14 protein-coding genes and 1 pseudogene are annotated in these 17190 nt (G+C 39.8%); 8 read left to right on the forward strand and 7 right to left on the reverse strand.

Translation table 11 applies throughout. The features are described 5' to 3' along the window. Positions 1–34: 34 nt before the first annotated feature. Positions 35–226 (reverse strand): hypothetical protein, encoded by a 192-nt coding sequence (locus tag HWQ36_RS07245; protein WP_292699777.1) that lies wholly within the window; start codon positions 224–226, stop codon positions 35–37. 834 nt (positions 227–1060) lie between these two features. On the opposite strand from HWQ36_RS07245, the gene HWQ36_RS07250 reads away from it, so the two are divergent. Next, positions 1061–1405 (forward strand): DUF1815 family protein, encoded by a 345-nt coding sequence (locus HWQ36_RS07250; protein ID WP_292699779.1) that lies wholly within the window; start codon positions 1061–1063, stop codon positions 1403–1405. A gap of 878 nt (positions 1406–2283) precedes the next feature. Here the strand turns inward: HWQ36_RS07250 and HWQ36_RS07255 are convergent. After that, a complete protein-coding gene (locus tag HWQ36_RS07255) occupies positions 2284–4353 on the reverse strand; it encodes a CHAT domain-containing protein (RefSeq protein ID WP_292699781.1) in 2070 nt (689 codons plus the stop codon). 115 nt (positions 4354–4468) lie between these two features. Between HWQ36_RS07255 and HWQ36_RS07260 the strand changes: the two genes are divergently transcribed. Beyond that, the gene (locus HWQ36_RS07260; RefSeq protein WP_292699784.1) at positions 4469–4969 is read left to right on the forward strand and encodes a thioesterase family protein; all 501 of its coding nucleotides are present in this window, start codon (positions 4469–4471) and stop codon (positions 4967–4969) included. A gap of 41 nt (positions 4970–5010) precedes the next feature. Here the strand turns inward: HWQ36_RS07260 and HWQ36_RS07265 are convergent, their stop codons facing one another. After that, the gene (locus tag HWQ36_RS07265) at positions 5011–5208 is read right to left on the reverse strand and encodes a hypothetical protein (RefSeq protein ID WP_292699786.1); all 198 of its coding nucleotides are present in this window, start codon (positions 5206–5208) and stop codon (positions 5011–5013) included. Positions 5209–5389: 181 nt separating this feature from the next. On the opposite strand from HWQ36_RS07265, the gene HWQ36_RS07270 reads away from it, so the two are divergent. Further along, on the forward strand, positions 5390–5710 hold the full coding sequence (locus HWQ36_RS07270) for a hypothetical protein (RefSeq protein WP_292699789.1): 321 nt from the start codon (positions 5390–5392) through the stop codon (positions 5708–5710). Between the two features lie 127 nt (positions 5711–5837). Here HWQ36_RS07270 and HWQ36_RS07275 read toward each other — a convergent pair whose 3' ends face one another. After that, positions 5838–6020, reverse strand: coding sequence for a hypothetical protein (locus HWQ36_RS07275; protein WP_292699792.1), 183 nt, complete (start codon positions 6018–6020; stop codon positions 5838–5840). Positions 6021–6167: 147 nt separating this feature from the next. Beyond that, the gene (gene dxr, locus HWQ36_RS07280) at positions 6168–7364 is read right to left on the reverse strand and encodes a 1-deoxy-D-xylulose-5-phosphate reductoisomerase (RefSeq protein ID WP_292699794.1); all 1197 of its coding nucleotides are present in this window, start codon (positions 7362–7364) and stop codon (positions 6168–6170) included. Between the two features lie 530 nt (positions 7365–7894). Between dxr and HWQ36_RS07285 the strand changes: the two genes are divergently transcribed. The 4 genes from HWQ36_RS07285 to HWQ36_RS07300 all read left to right on the forward strand — a co-directional run bounded on the left by HWQ36_RS07285 (position 7895) and on the right by HWQ36_RS07300 (position 14078). Next, positions 7895–9202 carry a mannosyltransferase family protein gene (locus HWQ36_RS07285; RefSeq protein WP_292699797.1) on the forward strand — a complete coding sequence of 436 codons (1308 nt, stop codon included), beginning with the start codon at positions 7895–7897 and terminating at the stop codon, positions 9200–9202. 26 nt (positions 9203–9228) lie between these two features. Continuing rightward, complete coding sequence (locus tag HWQ36_RS07290) at positions 9229–11178, forward strand: EamA family transporter (protein WP_292699800.1); 1950 nt, start codon at positions 9229–9231, stop codon at positions 11176–11178. A gap of 108 nt (positions 11179–11286) precedes the next feature. Then, entirely contained in the window at positions 11287–12459 is a 1173-nt protein-coding gene (locus tag HWQ36_RS07295) for a hypothetical protein (RefSeq protein WP_292699803.1), read from the forward strand. A 236-nt stretch (positions 12460–12695) separates the two neighbouring features. Then, positions 12696–14078 carry a DUF2079 domain-containing protein gene (locus HWQ36_RS07300; protein ID WP_292699805.1) on the forward strand — a complete coding sequence of 461 codons (1383 nt, stop codon included), beginning with the start codon at positions 12696–12698 and terminating at the stop codon, positions 14076–14078. Positions 14079–14196: 118 nt separating this feature from the next. Here the strand turns inward: HWQ36_RS07300 and HWQ36_RS07305 are convergent, their stop codons facing one another. Then, on the reverse strand, positions 14197–15768 hold the full coding sequence (locus HWQ36_RS07305) for a glycosyltransferase family 39 protein (RefSeq protein ID WP_292699808.1): 1572 nt from the start codon (positions 15766–15768) through the stop codon (positions 14197–14199). Between the two features lie 125 nt (positions 15769–15893). Here HWQ36_RS07305 and HWQ36_RS07310 point away from each other — a divergent pair, with 125 nt between their 5' ends. Continuing rightward, entirely contained in the window at positions 15894–16385 is a 492-nt protein-coding gene (locus HWQ36_RS07310) for a DUF2079 domain-containing protein (RefSeq protein ID WP_292699811.1), read from the forward strand. Positions 16386–16523: 138 nt separating this feature from the next. Here the strand turns inward: HWQ36_RS07310 and HWQ36_RS07315 are convergent. Beyond that, positions 16524–16880 (reverse strand): annotated as a pseudogene (locus tag HWQ36_RS07315) (Uma2 family endonuclease); the annotation flags it as partial. Positions 16881–17190: the final 310 nt, after the last annotated feature.

The raw sequence follows: 17190 nt of genomic DNA on the forward strand, positions 1-17190 counted from the left end.
GCAATTAAAGCTAACTGGCAAGGGCTGTCATTGGTCATTTGTCATTGGTCATTTGTTCAATGCCCCATCTTATATCTTGCACCAAGCGACTGGAAGTCGCGGCTACACAGGCAAAACCCGCCTGCGCGGGTTGAAAACATTGATTTTGCGTTAGTCCGCGCAGGCGGACTTCGTTTGTATAGCCGCGATTTCTAATCGCTAGGGCTAGGTGCAAGATGTGAGCCATGCCCCATGCCAACTTCCAATAAAAAATAATTACTCAGTTTGAATAAATAATCGAAATATACTATACGTGCATTTTTTTTGGCAAAACCAAACTAAGATAAAAATCTTTCCAAATTTCTGTGCTTTGGTTCCTACCACTTTTTGAGGAGAATCCCAAAATAGCTGAAAATATTGCCTAAATGGCAACATTGCTCTGCTGAGTTTAGGTACTGTCAGTGTTAAGTTGATCCATTCTGGATTCTACACTCAGACTTGTCTATCGGTTCCGTGAAGTTTGTATAAAGTACTATACTTAATCTGGTTTTAGTACTAAATCTCAAATTTGCACTGTCATTTGCTTAACTTTATATATACGGAAGGAACAAATGTGGTATACCTAATGATTTGTCTATACCAAAATCTACGTTAGAAAGAGAACAGATTAAACATCTAAAAGAGATACTATAACGATGTAAAACTAAGTTATAGCTTTAAATAACACTGAATTTAACTGCACGTTGTCAGTAAAAACGAAATATGAAGCTTTTCTGTACTTGACTAGTGCTAGATTTAAGTTACTCTTAAAGCGGAATGCTTTATGTAAGAATCTACCCTGACAGAAGTGTATAAAGATATAGTTAAATTTAGAAATTCTGTCCGAGATTTTTAATTTGCAAACTGAATAGTTTGATACGGCGCTCAAAATCCCGATCTACTACCCTAAACAAGGTAGTCAATTAAGACTCAATATTATCTGTCTGGTAATTGTATTGAATAGTCTACAATACCAGTGGATGAGAAAATCTAAAGAAAATATAAAAGAAACTCAAATGACTGTGGTGTCTGGAGGACAAAAGTGTTTCTGAGACTAGCACATCAACATCGACAATTCGTCCAAGACTTGGTAATGAACCTGCAAGCCTTGGCGGTCGTATTAGAGCGGCGCGGGTATCCTGCTTCTTGTTATACCTGTGGCGACCAAATGAATAGTGCATCATTTATGGTTAGCTTGGGTGATAACCACCTGATTCGGTTTTTGGTGTCCGATTACGGGATTACTTGGACAGAAATGCGGGATGACCGCGAATTAATGAAGCTAGAAGGCGCAGAGGCAATTAGCCAACTGGACGATCTAGCTGATCTTGTCAAGCAATCTATGCAAACCGATACAGACTCTAAAATTCTTGCCAAGAAATATTAAGGTTCCAAAGGTCGATCGCTTTCTTAGAAATCGATTATCGGTAATTGGTAATGGTGGCTTAGTTAGCGATCGCTCTTACCTGTTCTCTATGATCATTAAGTTATTGGCTCGTAGCTAGCCCCTACGTATTTTTTTGTATCTACCAAAGCCTCACAAGCCGAATTTTGAGCCTTTAGCTGAAAGTTAAAAACTGCTAATCACAATCAACATAATCTAGTAATTACTAATTCCTAATCAAAAGACAGGTTAAAAAAACCTACAACTATCAGGCAAGCAACCCGGGAGCATCCCAATTTTGCTAAAAGACACAGGATTGGTACAAAAACCCTGTACAAACCTCTTTCCTTGGCGTACTTGGCGTACTTGGTGAACCAGCGCTGTAGGCGGGTTTCCCACCGTAAGCGACTGGTGAACCCGAAGGGCGGTTCGTTATTTCATTATTGGCCTAAGCCAAAATCCCGTATAAAAATAAACTTGCACATTTGGGATGCTCCCAGCAACCCTGTATTGTCTGGAGTTTAAATCGTATCCGCTCAATAAATCGGGGCGAACTACCAGTTCAGGAACGAGTTTACGTCATTTGAGCCTTGTCACTGAGCGATTTACTCCGGATTATTGAGCGGTTACTTTAAATCTACTTACCATAACGCAATTATGAAAAACTCCACCCACGAGGGAATGAAGTTTTTGAGCATGGGGAAGAATTACCAATGCTTCATGCCCTGTTTGGCCTAAGCGGCGGGGCGACTATCCCTCTCTATCCACAAGGGGATGGAGTTTCCCGCCGCTTTCTATGAATTTTTAATGAATTTTCTGGCTGACACATTAGCCACAAGCTGAAAAAGCATCCTTTGGCAGAGGTGGGGAACGATCAACACCTAAAGTCCATTGCCAATCAAAATAAAGGATGCCCAGTAGTACGGGTGACTAAAATCACTAACTGCGGCCACGGGTACATTGTGACTTTTTGCCTTCCAGTTTCCATTAATTAATGAGACTTGAGCTTGTCGTAAGGTTTCAGCTTTAGTCAACTTATTGGTGGAAAGTATACCATAAAAAGCACTCATAAGTGCTTGTGTACCACCATCATCCACAGACCACAGCGAGGCGATCGCGGCTCTTGCGCCAGTTTGTTGCATCTGATAGCCAAAGCCCAAAATTTCCTCCCCATTACCTAACTTACCTCCCAAGCCGGTTTCACAGGCGCTCAACACTATCAAATCTACATGGGGAAGCGACCAAGTGGCAACATTTCTCAAGTTAACGCGATCGCCATTCCCGAATAAAATAAACGAATCTTCTGGTTTACCGACCACAAAGGCTGCATGAGTCGCTAAATGGACAATTGTATAATCATCCATTTGGGGTACAGCGACTTTGGGGCTAAAAGCAGCGTCTAAAAGCTTCGTAGTTTCAGGAAACGTAGAGGCTAAGTTTTCCACTTCCTGCGTTGCAAAGGGCAAACCAGTAAAAGCAACCTGTCGATTCCCAACTTTAATTTGATAATTACCTTTAGTAAAAGCACCAGCTAAAACCCGCAAAGTAGATTCTTGTGGAGTATTTAAGTTAGTCAGACTGGCAGATGTAATGTGATTTACACCCAAACGCTGCACTAACCATTGTTTGCCATCATATAAAGCAGTTATAGGAATATAGCGTAACTGCTCATCTGGAGCGTAAATCAGAGTTTGTGTACCTGATTGCTTCAGGTCTTTTTCTATAGGTTTAATTAGCCAGTCATACAATTGACGTGCAGGTGCTTTGATATTTCGGCTGGGATTGATTAAAGCTTGGCGGAAAGCAGCAATTGTTTGATAGAGGTTTTCGCGTTTTACAGCAACGGTGCGATGAATTGGTGGGGATTCAGGAGTGACTAATACCAATTCCAAGCTATCTTTTAAAATCAGTGGGTAGAGGATTGCAGATTTTTGAGGCAATCTCGCCAAATTATCCCGAAGTTCGTTGAGATTCTCCAAATCCAAATTTTGCCGCCTAGCTGTACGGCTAATTTGGTTTATCTGTGTTTTCACTGAAGGACTATTGATAAATTCGTTAAATTTATCCAAAAGTTGCTGTTGATTTAAGACTAATCGCTCGATGCGTTGTTTCTGTTCGAGCGATCGCTCCTTGGGAGAAATTTTCCGTAGTGTTGTCAGTTCTTTACCCAACACAACAGCACTATCCAAAGTTTGATCCAACTTTTGTTTAATTGGTTTTTCTGTAGCGGCTATATTAATACCTTTGACAGTCCGTTGATTACCTGGCACAGTCTGGAGATATTCTTCTAGTTCTTCAACTTTGAGCAAATCCATTGTCCTTTGGGCTTCAGCAACACGTTCTTGTTTGAGCAATCGTTCACCCAAAATGCGATATGTCTGGCTAACAGTTATGCTGTAAGCATCTGGTTGTAGCGCACTCAGTGCTGATGGATTCAAGCGAGCTTTTTCACGATTAATTAAGCAATGCTTGTAGAAAAAAATTGCTAACTCTGGTTGATTTTGGATATCAAATAAGTAACCTATGTTACTGTAGGTTTTGCCAAGTCGAACAAGATCCCCAAGTTCTCTATTAATTAATAGGGCTTGCTGATAGGATTGAAGTGCTTCAGGATACTTTCTTTGACTTTGGTAGATTCTGCCGATGTTATTGAATGTTACCGCTTCCCAAGAGCGCTCTCCATATTCTCTAGTAATGGCTAATGCTTTTTGTAATCTCTGCAACGCTTCTTGCGATTGACCTTGGCGAGATTCTTTGATAGCTTCTTTATTGAGCCTTTCAATGTCTAAAAGCTGATTATTCTGGGGTAAAGCTTGAGCTTTTTCTCCAGAGTTGTATTTCAACCTTATATTTGTGCTTACCTGGTTATTGTCTGGATACACCATCCCAAAACCTAGTAAACTAAGTAGAGTTAAAGTAATAAGACTAACATACCGGAGATTAGGCTGCATAACAAAACACTCCCCATACTCGGAAGTGTAAATATTAAATCAATAAGTTATGGAACGCAATTAATTTTTATGCTATTCCATCTTTGAAAAATTTATAGGTGTTTAAAAAATGAAAATGTCACAAGAAAAACCCAGCCAACCAAAATTACCACCCACCACTGCCCTTGACAATCCATCAAGTCATGAATTTGGGAATTGGTTTGAATATCCTGTGAGAGTGCAACCCCACCACACTGACTATGCAGGTGTTGTCTGGCACGGTTCTTATGTAGCTTGGATGGAAGAAGCGCGGATTGAATGCTTGCGATCTATAGGGATTGAATTTGCTGATTTAGTCGCTATAGGTTGCGATTTACTAGTTGTAGAAATGTCGTTGCGTTATCATCGTTCAATTCAATTGGGTATGGCAGTGGTAGTAAAAACGCGCATGGCTGAGGTAACTGGTGTCCGAATTAATTGGGATTATGCCATTGTCTCAACCGATGGACAACAATTGTATGTTACTGCCAAGGTGACTTTAGTCGCTTTAGACAGCGAAAGAGGCAAGATTATGCGTCAGTTGCCGCCGAGTTTTAAGGATGCATTAGCCAAGATTTCAGCATTAAATAATGATTGACCAAAAAAATAATTCTGAATTTTGCATTCACAATTCATTTTTCACTTGCCGATTTGGATCTGCGAGAGAGTTTGAGCAAACTGCGTTATATGATTCCAAATATCTTGCGGAGTAACGCCAAAACCGATGTTTAATAAAACAAGGATTGCCGCTATAGTTAATGCACTACTAACGGTTGCCTTTAGCAACTTCCATAATATTATGAAGACAATCCAAGCTACAATCAACGTAGCAATCATAATATATAAATTCCTTAACAGTAGCCGTTATCTGAGAACCCGTTTATTCAGAAAAGATAAACTTTGATCTGAGTAACAATTACTAGTGCTAAAGCTATTAGACCTAATTTTGAATAGATACTAAAGCTCAGATTTTTTGTGTAACTGTGCCAATGCCATAGTACCTGAAAATGAGACAAAAATGCAGAGCAAAGGCAAGTTATTTGGCAATTTGGCAGAATTACTGGAAAGGCTTTTTGAAAGCTTTTGTATCAATAATCACAAGATACAAGAGTTAGATTATTTGAGGAGAGTGGGATCGCATTTATTAGGGTTGCAGAGAAAGTGCGATAGCGAAGCGCTGACTTGTCAGTTCGCCTTTTGGTTGTTTTGGGATTTAGGCGATCGCGCTCGAAGTACAAATTATCATTGCGTTTTGGTGATTTTGGGGAGAATGCGATGTCTGACGACAAGCCTTACGGCTACGGAATTATTAGCGTTTGAGTTGGAGTGCGATCGCTAAATTTCAGATTTATTTAGGTTTTTAAGATAGCTTAAGTCCTACTATCAGCCTATTTTATCCAATAGTGCTTCATTGATGACCGTTTGGTAGCCGACCCCTCGTTTTTCTGCCTCTTCTTTTGCCCAGGCTATGATTTAGGATGAAATCTGATAGAAATTGGCTCATACTTTTCTTCTTCACCCTTAGCAGGTCGTTCACGCTTTCTGAGTGTAACCCCAAACTGATCCGCGATCGCATCTCTGAATTTTTGGTTTTCTTCTGATGTAACTCGTCTTGCCCTCTCAAAAGGAAACTCAGGTTCCTGACTCATATTGTTGACACTCCCTTTCTGTCGCTTTTCTTGCACTAATTATCGCAGATGGATTTAACCGTTAGCCTTCAGCATTAGACTGAAGGCTAAATAAGAATTGGTCAAAAGCCAGAAAATCTGCCTTTTGGGTATCTGAATTAAAGGTTTTTATCGCAAAGAAATTATCCGCGATTGAGTTTCTAACTTTTCAGTCGCTATTAAAACTTCTTGTCTTGCCCATTTATCTGCTGCCAAAATGTCATCTAAAGAGGGATTTGCACGATGATCGTTTTGATGGCGATCGCACACCCATTCGATACACCGAGGAATATCTAAAAAGCGAATTTTTTCATCTAAAAATAAAGCTACAGCTTGCTCATTAGCGGCATTTAACACAGCAGGCATCGAACCACCAGCTTTACCCACTGCATAAGCCAACTGCATACAAGGATACTTTTGGTGATCTGGTTCTCGGAAGGTTAAATTTCCAGCTTTGACTAAATCTAGTCGTTCCCAGTCGGTATAGATGCGATCGGGCCAAGATAGGGCATACAGCAAAGGTAAGCGCATATCCGGCCAACCGAGTTGAGCTAAAACGGAAGTATCTTGCAGTTCAATCAGCGAGTGAATAATGCTCTGGGGATGAATGACAATTTCGATATTGTCATAATCCAACCCAAACAGGAAGTGAGCCTCAATTACTTCCAGTCCTTTATTCATCAAAGTAGCAGAGTCTACTGTGATTTTCCGCCCCATCGACCAATTAGGATGCTTAAGAGCGTCAGCAACGGTTACATCTGCTAACTTTTCTACATCCCAGTCTCGGAAAGCCCCACCAGATGCGGTGAGCAAGATTTTCCGCAAGCCAGCTTTTGGCACACCTTGGAGACATTGAAAGATTGCCGAATGTTCGGAATCGGCTGGGAGTAATTTTACACCATGTTTTTCGACTAGGGGTAGAACCACAGGGGCCCCAGCAATCAGGGTTTCTTTGTTCGCTAAGGCAATATCTTTACCAGCTTCAATGGCTGCGATCGTGGGTAGCAAACCAGCACAACCAACGATCCCAGTGACAACAGTTTGAGCATCGCCGTAGCGAGCTACTTCTATCACTCCAGCCTCGCCTGCTAGTAGAATCGGTTGGGGATCGAGGTCAATGATAGCTTCTTTGAGCGCTGGTAATTTATCTTCTGAGCAAATTGCTGCTATTTTCGGTCGAAACTGCCGAATTTGAGCAGCCAACATCTCTACATTGTTCCCAGATGCCAATCCCACAATCCGAAACTGATCTGGGTACTGAGTGACAATATCTAAAGTCTGAGTACCAATAGAACCAGTGGAACCAACAAGAGTAATCGCTTTCACAATTGCTTAAGGATTTACAGACAACTCCCACTATAAATTGCTGGGGACTCTTTCATAACAGCAATCACTATAATCGATACACTGAGGGCAAAAGAGGGAGTGGGGAGCAGGGGAGCAGGGGAGCAGGGGAGCAGGGGAGCAGGGAGCAGGGAGCAGGGAGCAGGGAGCAGGGAGCAGGGGGACAAGGGGGAATTATTGAACAAGTCTCTCCCCCTCTCCCTTGTCTCCCCCCTCTTCCTTGTCTCCCTTGTCTCTTCTTCATGCCCAATGACCAATGACAAATGACAAATGACAAATTTTCATATAACTAGACAAAAATTGTACTTATAAATACTATATTTTAAAAGATAAACTTTTAGAGAATTGGCAAAAGTAACCAAATCGGAAATAATTTCAATTAATTGCTAATCTGTGCAGTTTGTTAATTATGTTGGTGGAGGATTTAATATGCAAAATGTTACTCATAAATTGCTGTGTTACAGCCATAGGTAAAAGGATGCAGAAAGGAGTTTGGTGAAGCACTCAACCCTATGGTCAAAGTTCAGATAGTTATAAAAAAAGTTTTATGGAAAAATGATTTCCTGTTTCCAGCAGCAATATGGGTTGCCAGTCGAATCTTCATTTGGAGTGCTATGTTGCTGGTTGCGCCAAAACTACCGTTACCAGCAGAAGAATTTTTGCCTCATTTTGGCTGGGGGGTTTTTGATGCCTGGGATAGTATGCATTATCGAGCGATCGCAACTTCTGGATATGAATTTGTGAATGATGGTAAGCAACATAATCTTGCCTTCTTTCCCCTGTATCCCTTAAGCATCTGGGTTTTGATGAAACTGGGCTTGCCGTTTGAATTAGCAGGGACGTTAGTCAATAACTTGGCATTTTTCGCAGCGCTTTACTGTTTGTATTTTTGGGTTAAGGAGCATTATGGCATCAATGCAGCGCACTGGACTACTGCTGTAGTTTCTTTATATCCATCTTCCATGTTTACGGGGGTGGTTTACACAGAGGGGCTGTATTTGTTTTTGAGTACATCGGCTTTGCGGGCTTTCGATCAAAAGCAGTATGGCTGGACTGGGCTGTGGGGGGCGATGGCGACAGCAACACGTCCTACAGGTATGGCACTAATTCCAGCATTAGCGATCGCAGCGTGGAAAGAACGCCGACCACCCATTGCCTATATCGCTGCTTTTGTTACCGCCATTGGCATACTTCTATTCAGTTTGTATTGTGCGATTTATTTTGGCAACCCTTTAGCTTTTATCGAAGCACAACGAGGATGGCGACCAACTCTGGGATTTGATTGGCACGGTTGGTTAAATATGCTCATGCAAATTGCAGTTGGCACACAAAACTGGCAATATGGTTGGGTGCAAAACTCCTCTGGTGGGATTCAAGATCCCTGGTATCTTGTGTTGTTGGGCGCGATCGTTGCCAGTAGCTATCTTTTATGGCGCTTCCGTCAACATTTGAATTCTGTGAGATTATTCTACAGCTTTTATGCTTTAGTCTTATCTCTGTTGCTCCTAGCAAGCGAACAGTGGATCAATAACTTGCTCAACTTGTTCATGGTCTTGGGTGGTGGCTATGTGTTATGGCGCTTACGCACACAACTGACCGCAGTTACCGTTATTTATGGCTTTTGCGGTATTGGTTTGCTGCTAGCTTCTGGAGGCACTATCTCCTTGAGCCGTCTCGCTTATGGTATTGTGCCTTTGAATATAGCCATTGGTGTGCTGCTATCTCGCCATCCTCGTCAGGGATATTTAATCTTGGGCGCTTTTGTGACACTACTAGCCAAAATAGCTGTAGGATTTGCCCAAGAGCATTGGGTTGGTTAGAGGTTTGATTCTTTATTGGTGAGAAGTTGAATTTAAATTTCCTAATTAATGTATCCAATCAAAGGAAGATAGCCCTAGCTGCATTATTTATCGGTGTAGGTGCCATATCTTTTGGCTCTATTTTCGTGAAATTGAGCGAAACTCAACTCAGCCCCAATGCCACTGTATTTAATCGCTTGTGGCTTGCTAGTGTGTTCTTCTTGGTATGGAATGGATACAAGGCAATACGTCAGCGACTTTCCTTAGACAAACCTGAAGAACAGCAATTTTACACCAGCCAGGATCTCTGGCTACTGGGAAGCGCTGGAATTTTTTGGGCTGGCACTTTAGTCTCTTTGGCTTGGTCACTGACTGAAACTAGCGTCGCAATCTCTAGTGTTTTACATAATCTCGCCCCTATATTTACTAGTTTAGGGGTCTGGCTGTTATATCGTAAGAGTTTTGATAGCCAATTCCTAATTGGGATGGTCATCGCCCTTGGGGGAGCGATCGCTATAGAATTTGAGGAGTTGCAAATTGCCACAGATGAAGTTCAAGGGGGTTTTGCTGCGATCGTTTCTGCAATTTTCTTGAGTGGATACCTGCTAATCGTAGAAAAATTACGAACTAAATTTAATCCAACCACGATCCAGTTGTGGATCAGTGCGATTAGTGCCCTAGTCATCTTCCCCATACTTTTGTTCACTCAAGATCAGCTTTTCCCCTCTACAGTCAGTGGGTGGCTTTGGGTAATTTCCCTAGCGCTGATTTGCCAAGTTTTAGGTCATGGGCTTTTGACCTATTGTCTTGCCAAATTTTCCTCAGTGGTTGTCTCATTGGTGCATCTTTTAGAGCCAGTATTTAGCGGCATTTTCGCTCTGATCATATTTTCGGAAAAATTAACTTTCTCAAATTGGTTAGGTTTCGCTGTAGTTTTAATGGGTTTATACTTAGCCGTATCTAGCCAAGGTGTTGTTAATTTCCCGCTCCAGGAATCAGTCACAACTATAGTTAACACTTTCGTTAAAAGTATGACGAGCAAACTGTCATTACTAAAGCAACAATTCTCCGAAACACCAGCTTTCTTAGGAACTGCATCATTATTATTTGCCCTAATTCCCATATCTTTAGCACCATCTCTGACTAAATTATGTCAACAAGAAATTGGTGCAAATGCTGTAGTATTTCATCGCAGTTGGATTGCCACAATTGTCTTTGCGCTGTGGAATTTACTTGAGGCTTTCCGTAGCCAACAGTCTGACAATGAACCTATAGAAAATGAGCCTTTTACGAGTCAAGAAGTGTGGCTATTGTTGGCTATGGGAACCTCTGCTGGAACCTACCTTCTTTTGTGGGCTTGGTCGCTGAGTCAAACTAGTGTTGCCAATGTTGCTTTACTATCTAATTTGAACTCCTTATTTGTTGCTTTGGCTGGGTATGTGTTATTCGGTCGGCGCTTCGATAACAGATTCGTGATTGGACTGATTGTAGCCTTGGGGGGAGCGATCGCATTTGAACTCAATAAAGTGCAATTTGCAACTGATCAAATACTGGGTGATACCTTAGCATTGCTAACTGCGGTTTTCATGGCTACGTGTATGCTGCTAATAGAACGACTCAGAACCCGGTTTAGCACCGCAACTATCATGCTGTGGCGCTGTGGAGTGACAACGATGTTTCTACTACCCGTACTCCCATTCCTCGAAGATCGGCTATTACCCTATTCCTGGACGGGTTGGTTTTTCATCATTTTCCAAGCCCTCTTCTGCCAAGTATTGGGTCAGGGACTTTTAGCTTATAGCCTCAGCAGAATCTCTTCAAGCGTCGTCGCCGTCACACTTCTCCTTGAACCAGTCCTGGCTTCCATTTTTGCTTGGTTTATTTTTTCAGAACAGGTAGGTTTATTTGACTGGGCGACTTTCGCCGTAGTTTTAGTGGGTATCTATCTAGCCCAATCTAGTCAATCCCCTGTTGAAGTTACAAACGAAGGATCGTAGTATGGGGCAAACATAATAGAGCCTCCTCTTGATTTAATATTTCGACACTGCCAACTTAGACTGGTACAATTTATAACGAAAACTTTCGATAAGACATTATTAAAACTAGTGAAACGTCAGTTAAATAAGCTGTTAAACTCTTTCCCATCCCTAGTTTCTGGATACTTCACTATTGGCACTATATTAGCAGTGGTGATTCGATTAGTTTGTGTTCCGAATAAATCAGTAGATTATAAATATTTTTTAGAGCCTTGGTATGATTTTATTGCATCTCATGGCGGCTTCAGCGCTCTAAAATATAGTTTTGCTGATTACACACCATCCTACCTCTACTGGATTTTAATCTCCGCCACCCTGCTGTCTGGATTGCCGAAAATCTTTGCAATCAAGCTTTTTGCAATGAGTGTTGATTTTCTTTGTGCTTTTTTAACTTACAAAATTGTCAGACTAAAATACCCAGAGGGTAGGAAACCCATATTTGCTTTTTTGGCAGTGATCTTGAGTCCCACTGTTATATATAATAGTGCCCTTTGGGGTCAATGTGACAGCATCTATACAACCGGATTAATTGCCTGTACTTACTTTTTATGCATTAAAAAAGAAATTCCAGCCTTACTTAGTTTTGGCGTTGCACTTTCTTTTAAATTGCAAGCTATGTTTTTAGCACCTTTATTATTGATTCTCTTGCTCAAAAAAAGAATCCATTGGTATTATTTACCATTAATTCCAGCAGTATATATAGTTGCAGTTTTGCCACCTTGGTTAATGGGAAGACCGATATTAGAATTGCTATTAGTATACTTTAACCAAGCTAATAAATATAAAGAATTGGCTAAAGGCGCACCTAATCTTTATCAATGGATTCCTAATAATTTATATAATATTGTTGTCCCTATAGCTTTAACATTAACTATATTTGCAATATTTCTATTGGCATATATTGTTTATAAAAGTAGACTAAAAATTACTCAAGACAGACTGATACACTTAGCGACCATATCAGTTTTATTTATGCCATATATACTGCCCAAAATGCACGAAAGATATTTTTATCCTGCCGATATCTTTTCGATTATCTTTGCCTTTTACTTTCCCCGATATCTTTGGGTAGCTATCGTTGTGCAAATGGCATCATTTTTTGGCTATTTGGGAACTCCCATATTTATCCAGCTATTTTCAATACCTCTAGGTTTTGCACTTTGGTTTGTTGTACAAAAGTGTGATGTGATTTATCCGAAATTACAAGCTGAATTTTCCTCGAATATCAATAAAAATTTGTAGTGAAGTTCAGGAGACAGGAGGAGTAAGGACGCTTTGTATCGCACTTCGTGCCGCTACGCTAAAGCACCATGCGTCTCAATACAATTCTTTTTATAAGAAGAATTCAGAACTCAGGAGTGTTTTATATATACTAGTGGACTTTAAATCCACAACTAGAAGTTTCTTTGTAATATAATACTTCTTTCCTCCTGCCTTTCTTTGTAAATAAGATTTAAGTAATAGAATGACTGCAAAAAATGAATAATATCAGAGTAATTATCGGCATTAGTACTTTAATTTTATTTATCTCCAGCAGCTTACGACATGAGTTATTTAATTCATCTGGGGATTTAGCATTTTTTGACCAAGGAATTTACTTAATTAGTCAGGGACAGCCGCCAGTTTCTTCTGTACTTGGTTTTCACGTTTTAGCCGATCATGCTGCTTGGATTTTATATCCTTTGGCTTTACTGTACAAAATTTATCCTAGTGTTTATTGGCTATTTGCAGTCCAGTCTGTTGCTTTAGCATTGGGTGCTTTACCTACATATTTTCTGGCGCTACAAGCAGGTTTAAAAGAAAATTTGGCAGTCGCAATAGTTGCTATATATCTAATGTATCCGGTGGTTTATAATAGCAATTTATGCGATTTTCACCCAGATACGATCGCTGTCCCTGCACTATTGATGGCAATTTTCGCTGCTAGATCGAGAAAAATAGTTTGGTTTTGCCTCAGTATTCTTTTGGTATTAGGTTGTAAAGCTGTATTATCCCTGACTGTAGTGGCTATGGGGATTTGGTTACTCTTGTTTGAAAAGCGCCGTTTATCCGGTGCGATCGCTATTATTGGCGGTACAATGTGGTTTTTAATTGCTAACTGCATTATTATCCCTTTCTTTGGTAGCGAAGCAGCTTTACTTACCCGTCATCTTTATCGCTATAGCTATTTAGGAAACTCATTTTCCGAAATGGTAAAAATCTTATTATTCCAACCGGAAATCATTTTTAACAACATTTTTTCAATTATAAATTTAGAATATTTAGTTTTTTTATTATCACCGATTATTTGGGCTTTAAGACCACAATATCTCATACCTTTAATAGGTATAATTCCTTGTGTATTACTAAATTTGCTTGCCGATCATCCCTCGCAAAAAAATCTAGTTTTGCATTATTCTTTACCAGCAATTCCATTTCTTATTTTAGTTGGAATTAGTAGCCTGGCAGCAAGTAAAGCATCGATAAAACAAAGACAAGCAATTGTTTTATGGTCTTTAGTTTGGTTTTTTGCTTTAGGCAAAGTTGGGTTCTTTAGCTCAAAATATCTCCATAATATGGATAATTGGTCAGCCACAAAAGAGGCGATCGCTCTAGTTAAAACTAAAGATAGTGTTTTAACTACAGATATAATTACTCCACATTTAACCCATAGAGAGTTGATTAGTTTTAAATATAATCCTTCTCAAGATATTGCTGAATTGAATAAGTTTCATTATATCTTACTCAATGTCCGCCACCCAGGTTGGGCTGCCACTTCAGAATCTCTTTCTAACTTAGTGGATATTTTGAAAACTCAGTCAAAATATAACTTGCAATATCAACAAGACAATGTATATCTTTTTGAAAAAACTATTAGCTAATATCATATAGCTTTTTCTAATCAGATGAGGTAAGTCATAGCCCCCTATCGAAGAGCGGGGAGGGGGTTGGGGGTGGGGTTTTTGTACCTCACTCAACTGGGAACCGCTATATCATGTATTACTTAATTGATGGTGAAATCAGAGTAAAATTATCAGCAGTCCCTAAAACAAGATATTCAGATAAATTTGTCTGCTGTAAAGTCGTATTATCTAATAATAAATAAGATTTATTATAAAAATGTTCTTTTAAAGCAGCAACAGAAGCAGAAATTACTTTGCAATCGCTATAAAAATCTAAACTAGGACGATTATAAGCAAATGAGCTATAGATTGTTGTTCCTGGTAAGACGTGTTGGCGAATTAATGCTGCTACTGGCTTGACTGGAAAAGCTTCCTTTAATTCCCAAATCCAAGATTGGGAACTTACCAAGAGGGTTAAAACTAAATACATCCCTGTAAATAATACAAGAATAAAGTTGCGATCGCGCTGTTTAACTAGCCATGCTGCAATGCCCATACTTGTTACCAAAACAATGCTCATGACTATCAAAATAAGCTGTTTCTTAATAAAAAAGTAAACACAACCTCCTAAACCAGCAATAGAAATAATAGCCAAAAATATTGTCCATCGCACTCGAAAATGACGATTCTGCCAAACTTCGCTCAAATTTGCACCAATTGCTAAGGCTAAAAATGGATATACAGGCATGACATACCACGGAAGCTTAGTTCTCATAAAAGAAATAGTTCCTAAGTAAATAATTGTGCCCAAAAGAACTAGAGAACCCCAAGTTTCATAACGTTTTTTCCAAGCTAGATAAAGCCCTCCAGGTAAAAATAACAACCAGGGAAAACCATATTTGACTAATTCCAATAAATAGTACCAAACAGGCCCGTTATTACCTTCAACAGTTTGTGTAAGGCGGTCAAAGGCTTGTGCTTGAAAATGCACTTCTAAAAATGTATTACCATAATGTTGCCATTGAGCAATATACCAAGCGATCGCAGGGGTATTTCCTAACAAAATTCCCACCCATAAATAGGGACTTTTCAACAAATATAATTGCCGATCTGCAAGCAAAAACAAACAGGCGATCGCCCCGAATAACAAAACTATCATCCCCTTAGTGAGAATAATTAACCCCAGACAAAATCCCACACCTAGAGCATATTTTCGGTTCTGACGTGCCTTCAAAAGACAAAATAATAACAGCAAGAAAAAAGAAATAGTCATCCCATCTAACATTGCCAGTCGTCCATGACGCACCACAGGCAACATTGTCAAGTACACTAAAGCAGCAAATAGAGCAGGTAAATTTTGTTTAAAAGCCAAACGCCCCACCAAATAAAGCAAAGGCACACCCAAGGCAGTTAAAACCGCACCAGGTAAGCGTATGGTAAACTCTTGCACTCCTCCTAGTTGGTAGCACCAAGCAATTAACCATTGCATCAAAGGCGGTTTTAATAAAAATGGTTCTCCCTGAAGGGTGGGATAAAGCCAGTTACCAGTCCGGTAAATTTCTCTAGCAACTAGAGCGTAAGTACCTTCATCCCAGTCTCGTAAAGGGGAGTTTCCTAAAAATATTAGCCAGAGAACTAGAGATATTACTAGTAAGCTAAATAACCATTGTTTTTCTGTGAAAATTATAGTTCTTTTTGTAAATAGGTTTACAATATTTGTGCGATACATTTAGGGCTGATTAGGGTAGTGAATAATATTGCTAATTATGTATCTAAAAGACTCACGATGAATACTTTTTTGATGGCATGAGGAAAAAACTGAATTAGCTTGATTATCTTGGTTGGGTAATTGGCGTGAGTACCTTAATTTTGTTTGGATGCAGCAGCTTAATTCCAGCGATGTCATTCCTGTTATTGGCTGTAATTTCTACTCTCGCCGCAGGTAGGGGATGGCTACAAAATAGACGGGGGATTATCCTGTGGTCATTGGTGGCGTTTTTAAGTCTGGCAAAATTTACTTATTTTGGAGACAAGTATTTAGTATATATAGACACTCTACAAGCTATACAAGAAGCGATCGCTCAGATTCAAACTCAAGCAAGTGTTTACACCACAGCACAGATTTGTCCACATTTAAGCAACCGAAAATTGATTACATATACAAACGCCGATTCCCCACCTGGTGATTTAAATGTTTTTAATTATGTATTACTGAATGTCCGTCATCCTGGCTGGTCAAGTAGCCAGGAGTTTGCTGCTAGCTTAGTCGATCAACTTAAAAATAATCAAAAATTTCAGTTGAAATATCAACGTGGTGATGTGTATTTGTTTGTCAAAGTCGCTTGATCATTGGAGTAATAATTCTCGTTGCTGGTGATAGAAATTCGATATACCCAAATAGCAACTATAACTCCTCAATTGTTACTAAACCGCCCTCAGTAAACTGTATGACAAGTTCATGCTCATCAAGTAAAGCAGTTCCTACTCTAAATCTTTTTCTAAACTAGAGTTAGCGTACTCAATCAACCAGAAAATATTTCCTGGATATGGATGATGCTGTCGATACTCGCGTCCTAAAGGTTGGACAATGGCAATATCTGGTTCTGGTTCCGAGTCGTTGGGTAGAGTAATTGGTTTAGCTTGACGAATTTTGGCGCGTCCAGCCAATAACTTTGCTAGATAGTCACTGGCTTCACCACTACTATAAGCGTGAGGTTCCCCTTCTAGAGACATTTCGACAATTTCTCCTTTAAGTAGTTCTACTTTGCGATCGCTCAAAATGCCAGCATCAATCATGCGGTGATATTCATCAATCGTCCACTTCGCAACAATCATAGTCATGACGATTGATTCCTCCCAATAATTCTTAATATTTTCCCATTTTAAAGGCACTTCAGGTGTAATTCAGATTGAAGAAGAATTCAGAAGTCAGAATCAAGACGCTCGATTACTCGCTAACGCTGCGCTATCCGCCAGTCATACAGAATACCCAACTGAATTCTGACTCCTGACTCCTGAATTCTGTTCGATAACTCGATTGATTGAAGATAAAGACATGCCAGAAAGCATGTGATAAAATTGATACACAGGCTGAGGTATAGCATTTCCTAGTCTAGTGAGGTACAGTAACAACAATGAGTAAACCAATTAC

Source organism: Nostoc sp. NMS2 (assembly GCF_017115105.1).
Taxonomy (GTDB): Bacteria; Cyanobacteriota; Cyanobacteriia; order Cyanobacteriales; family Nostocaceae; genus Nostoc.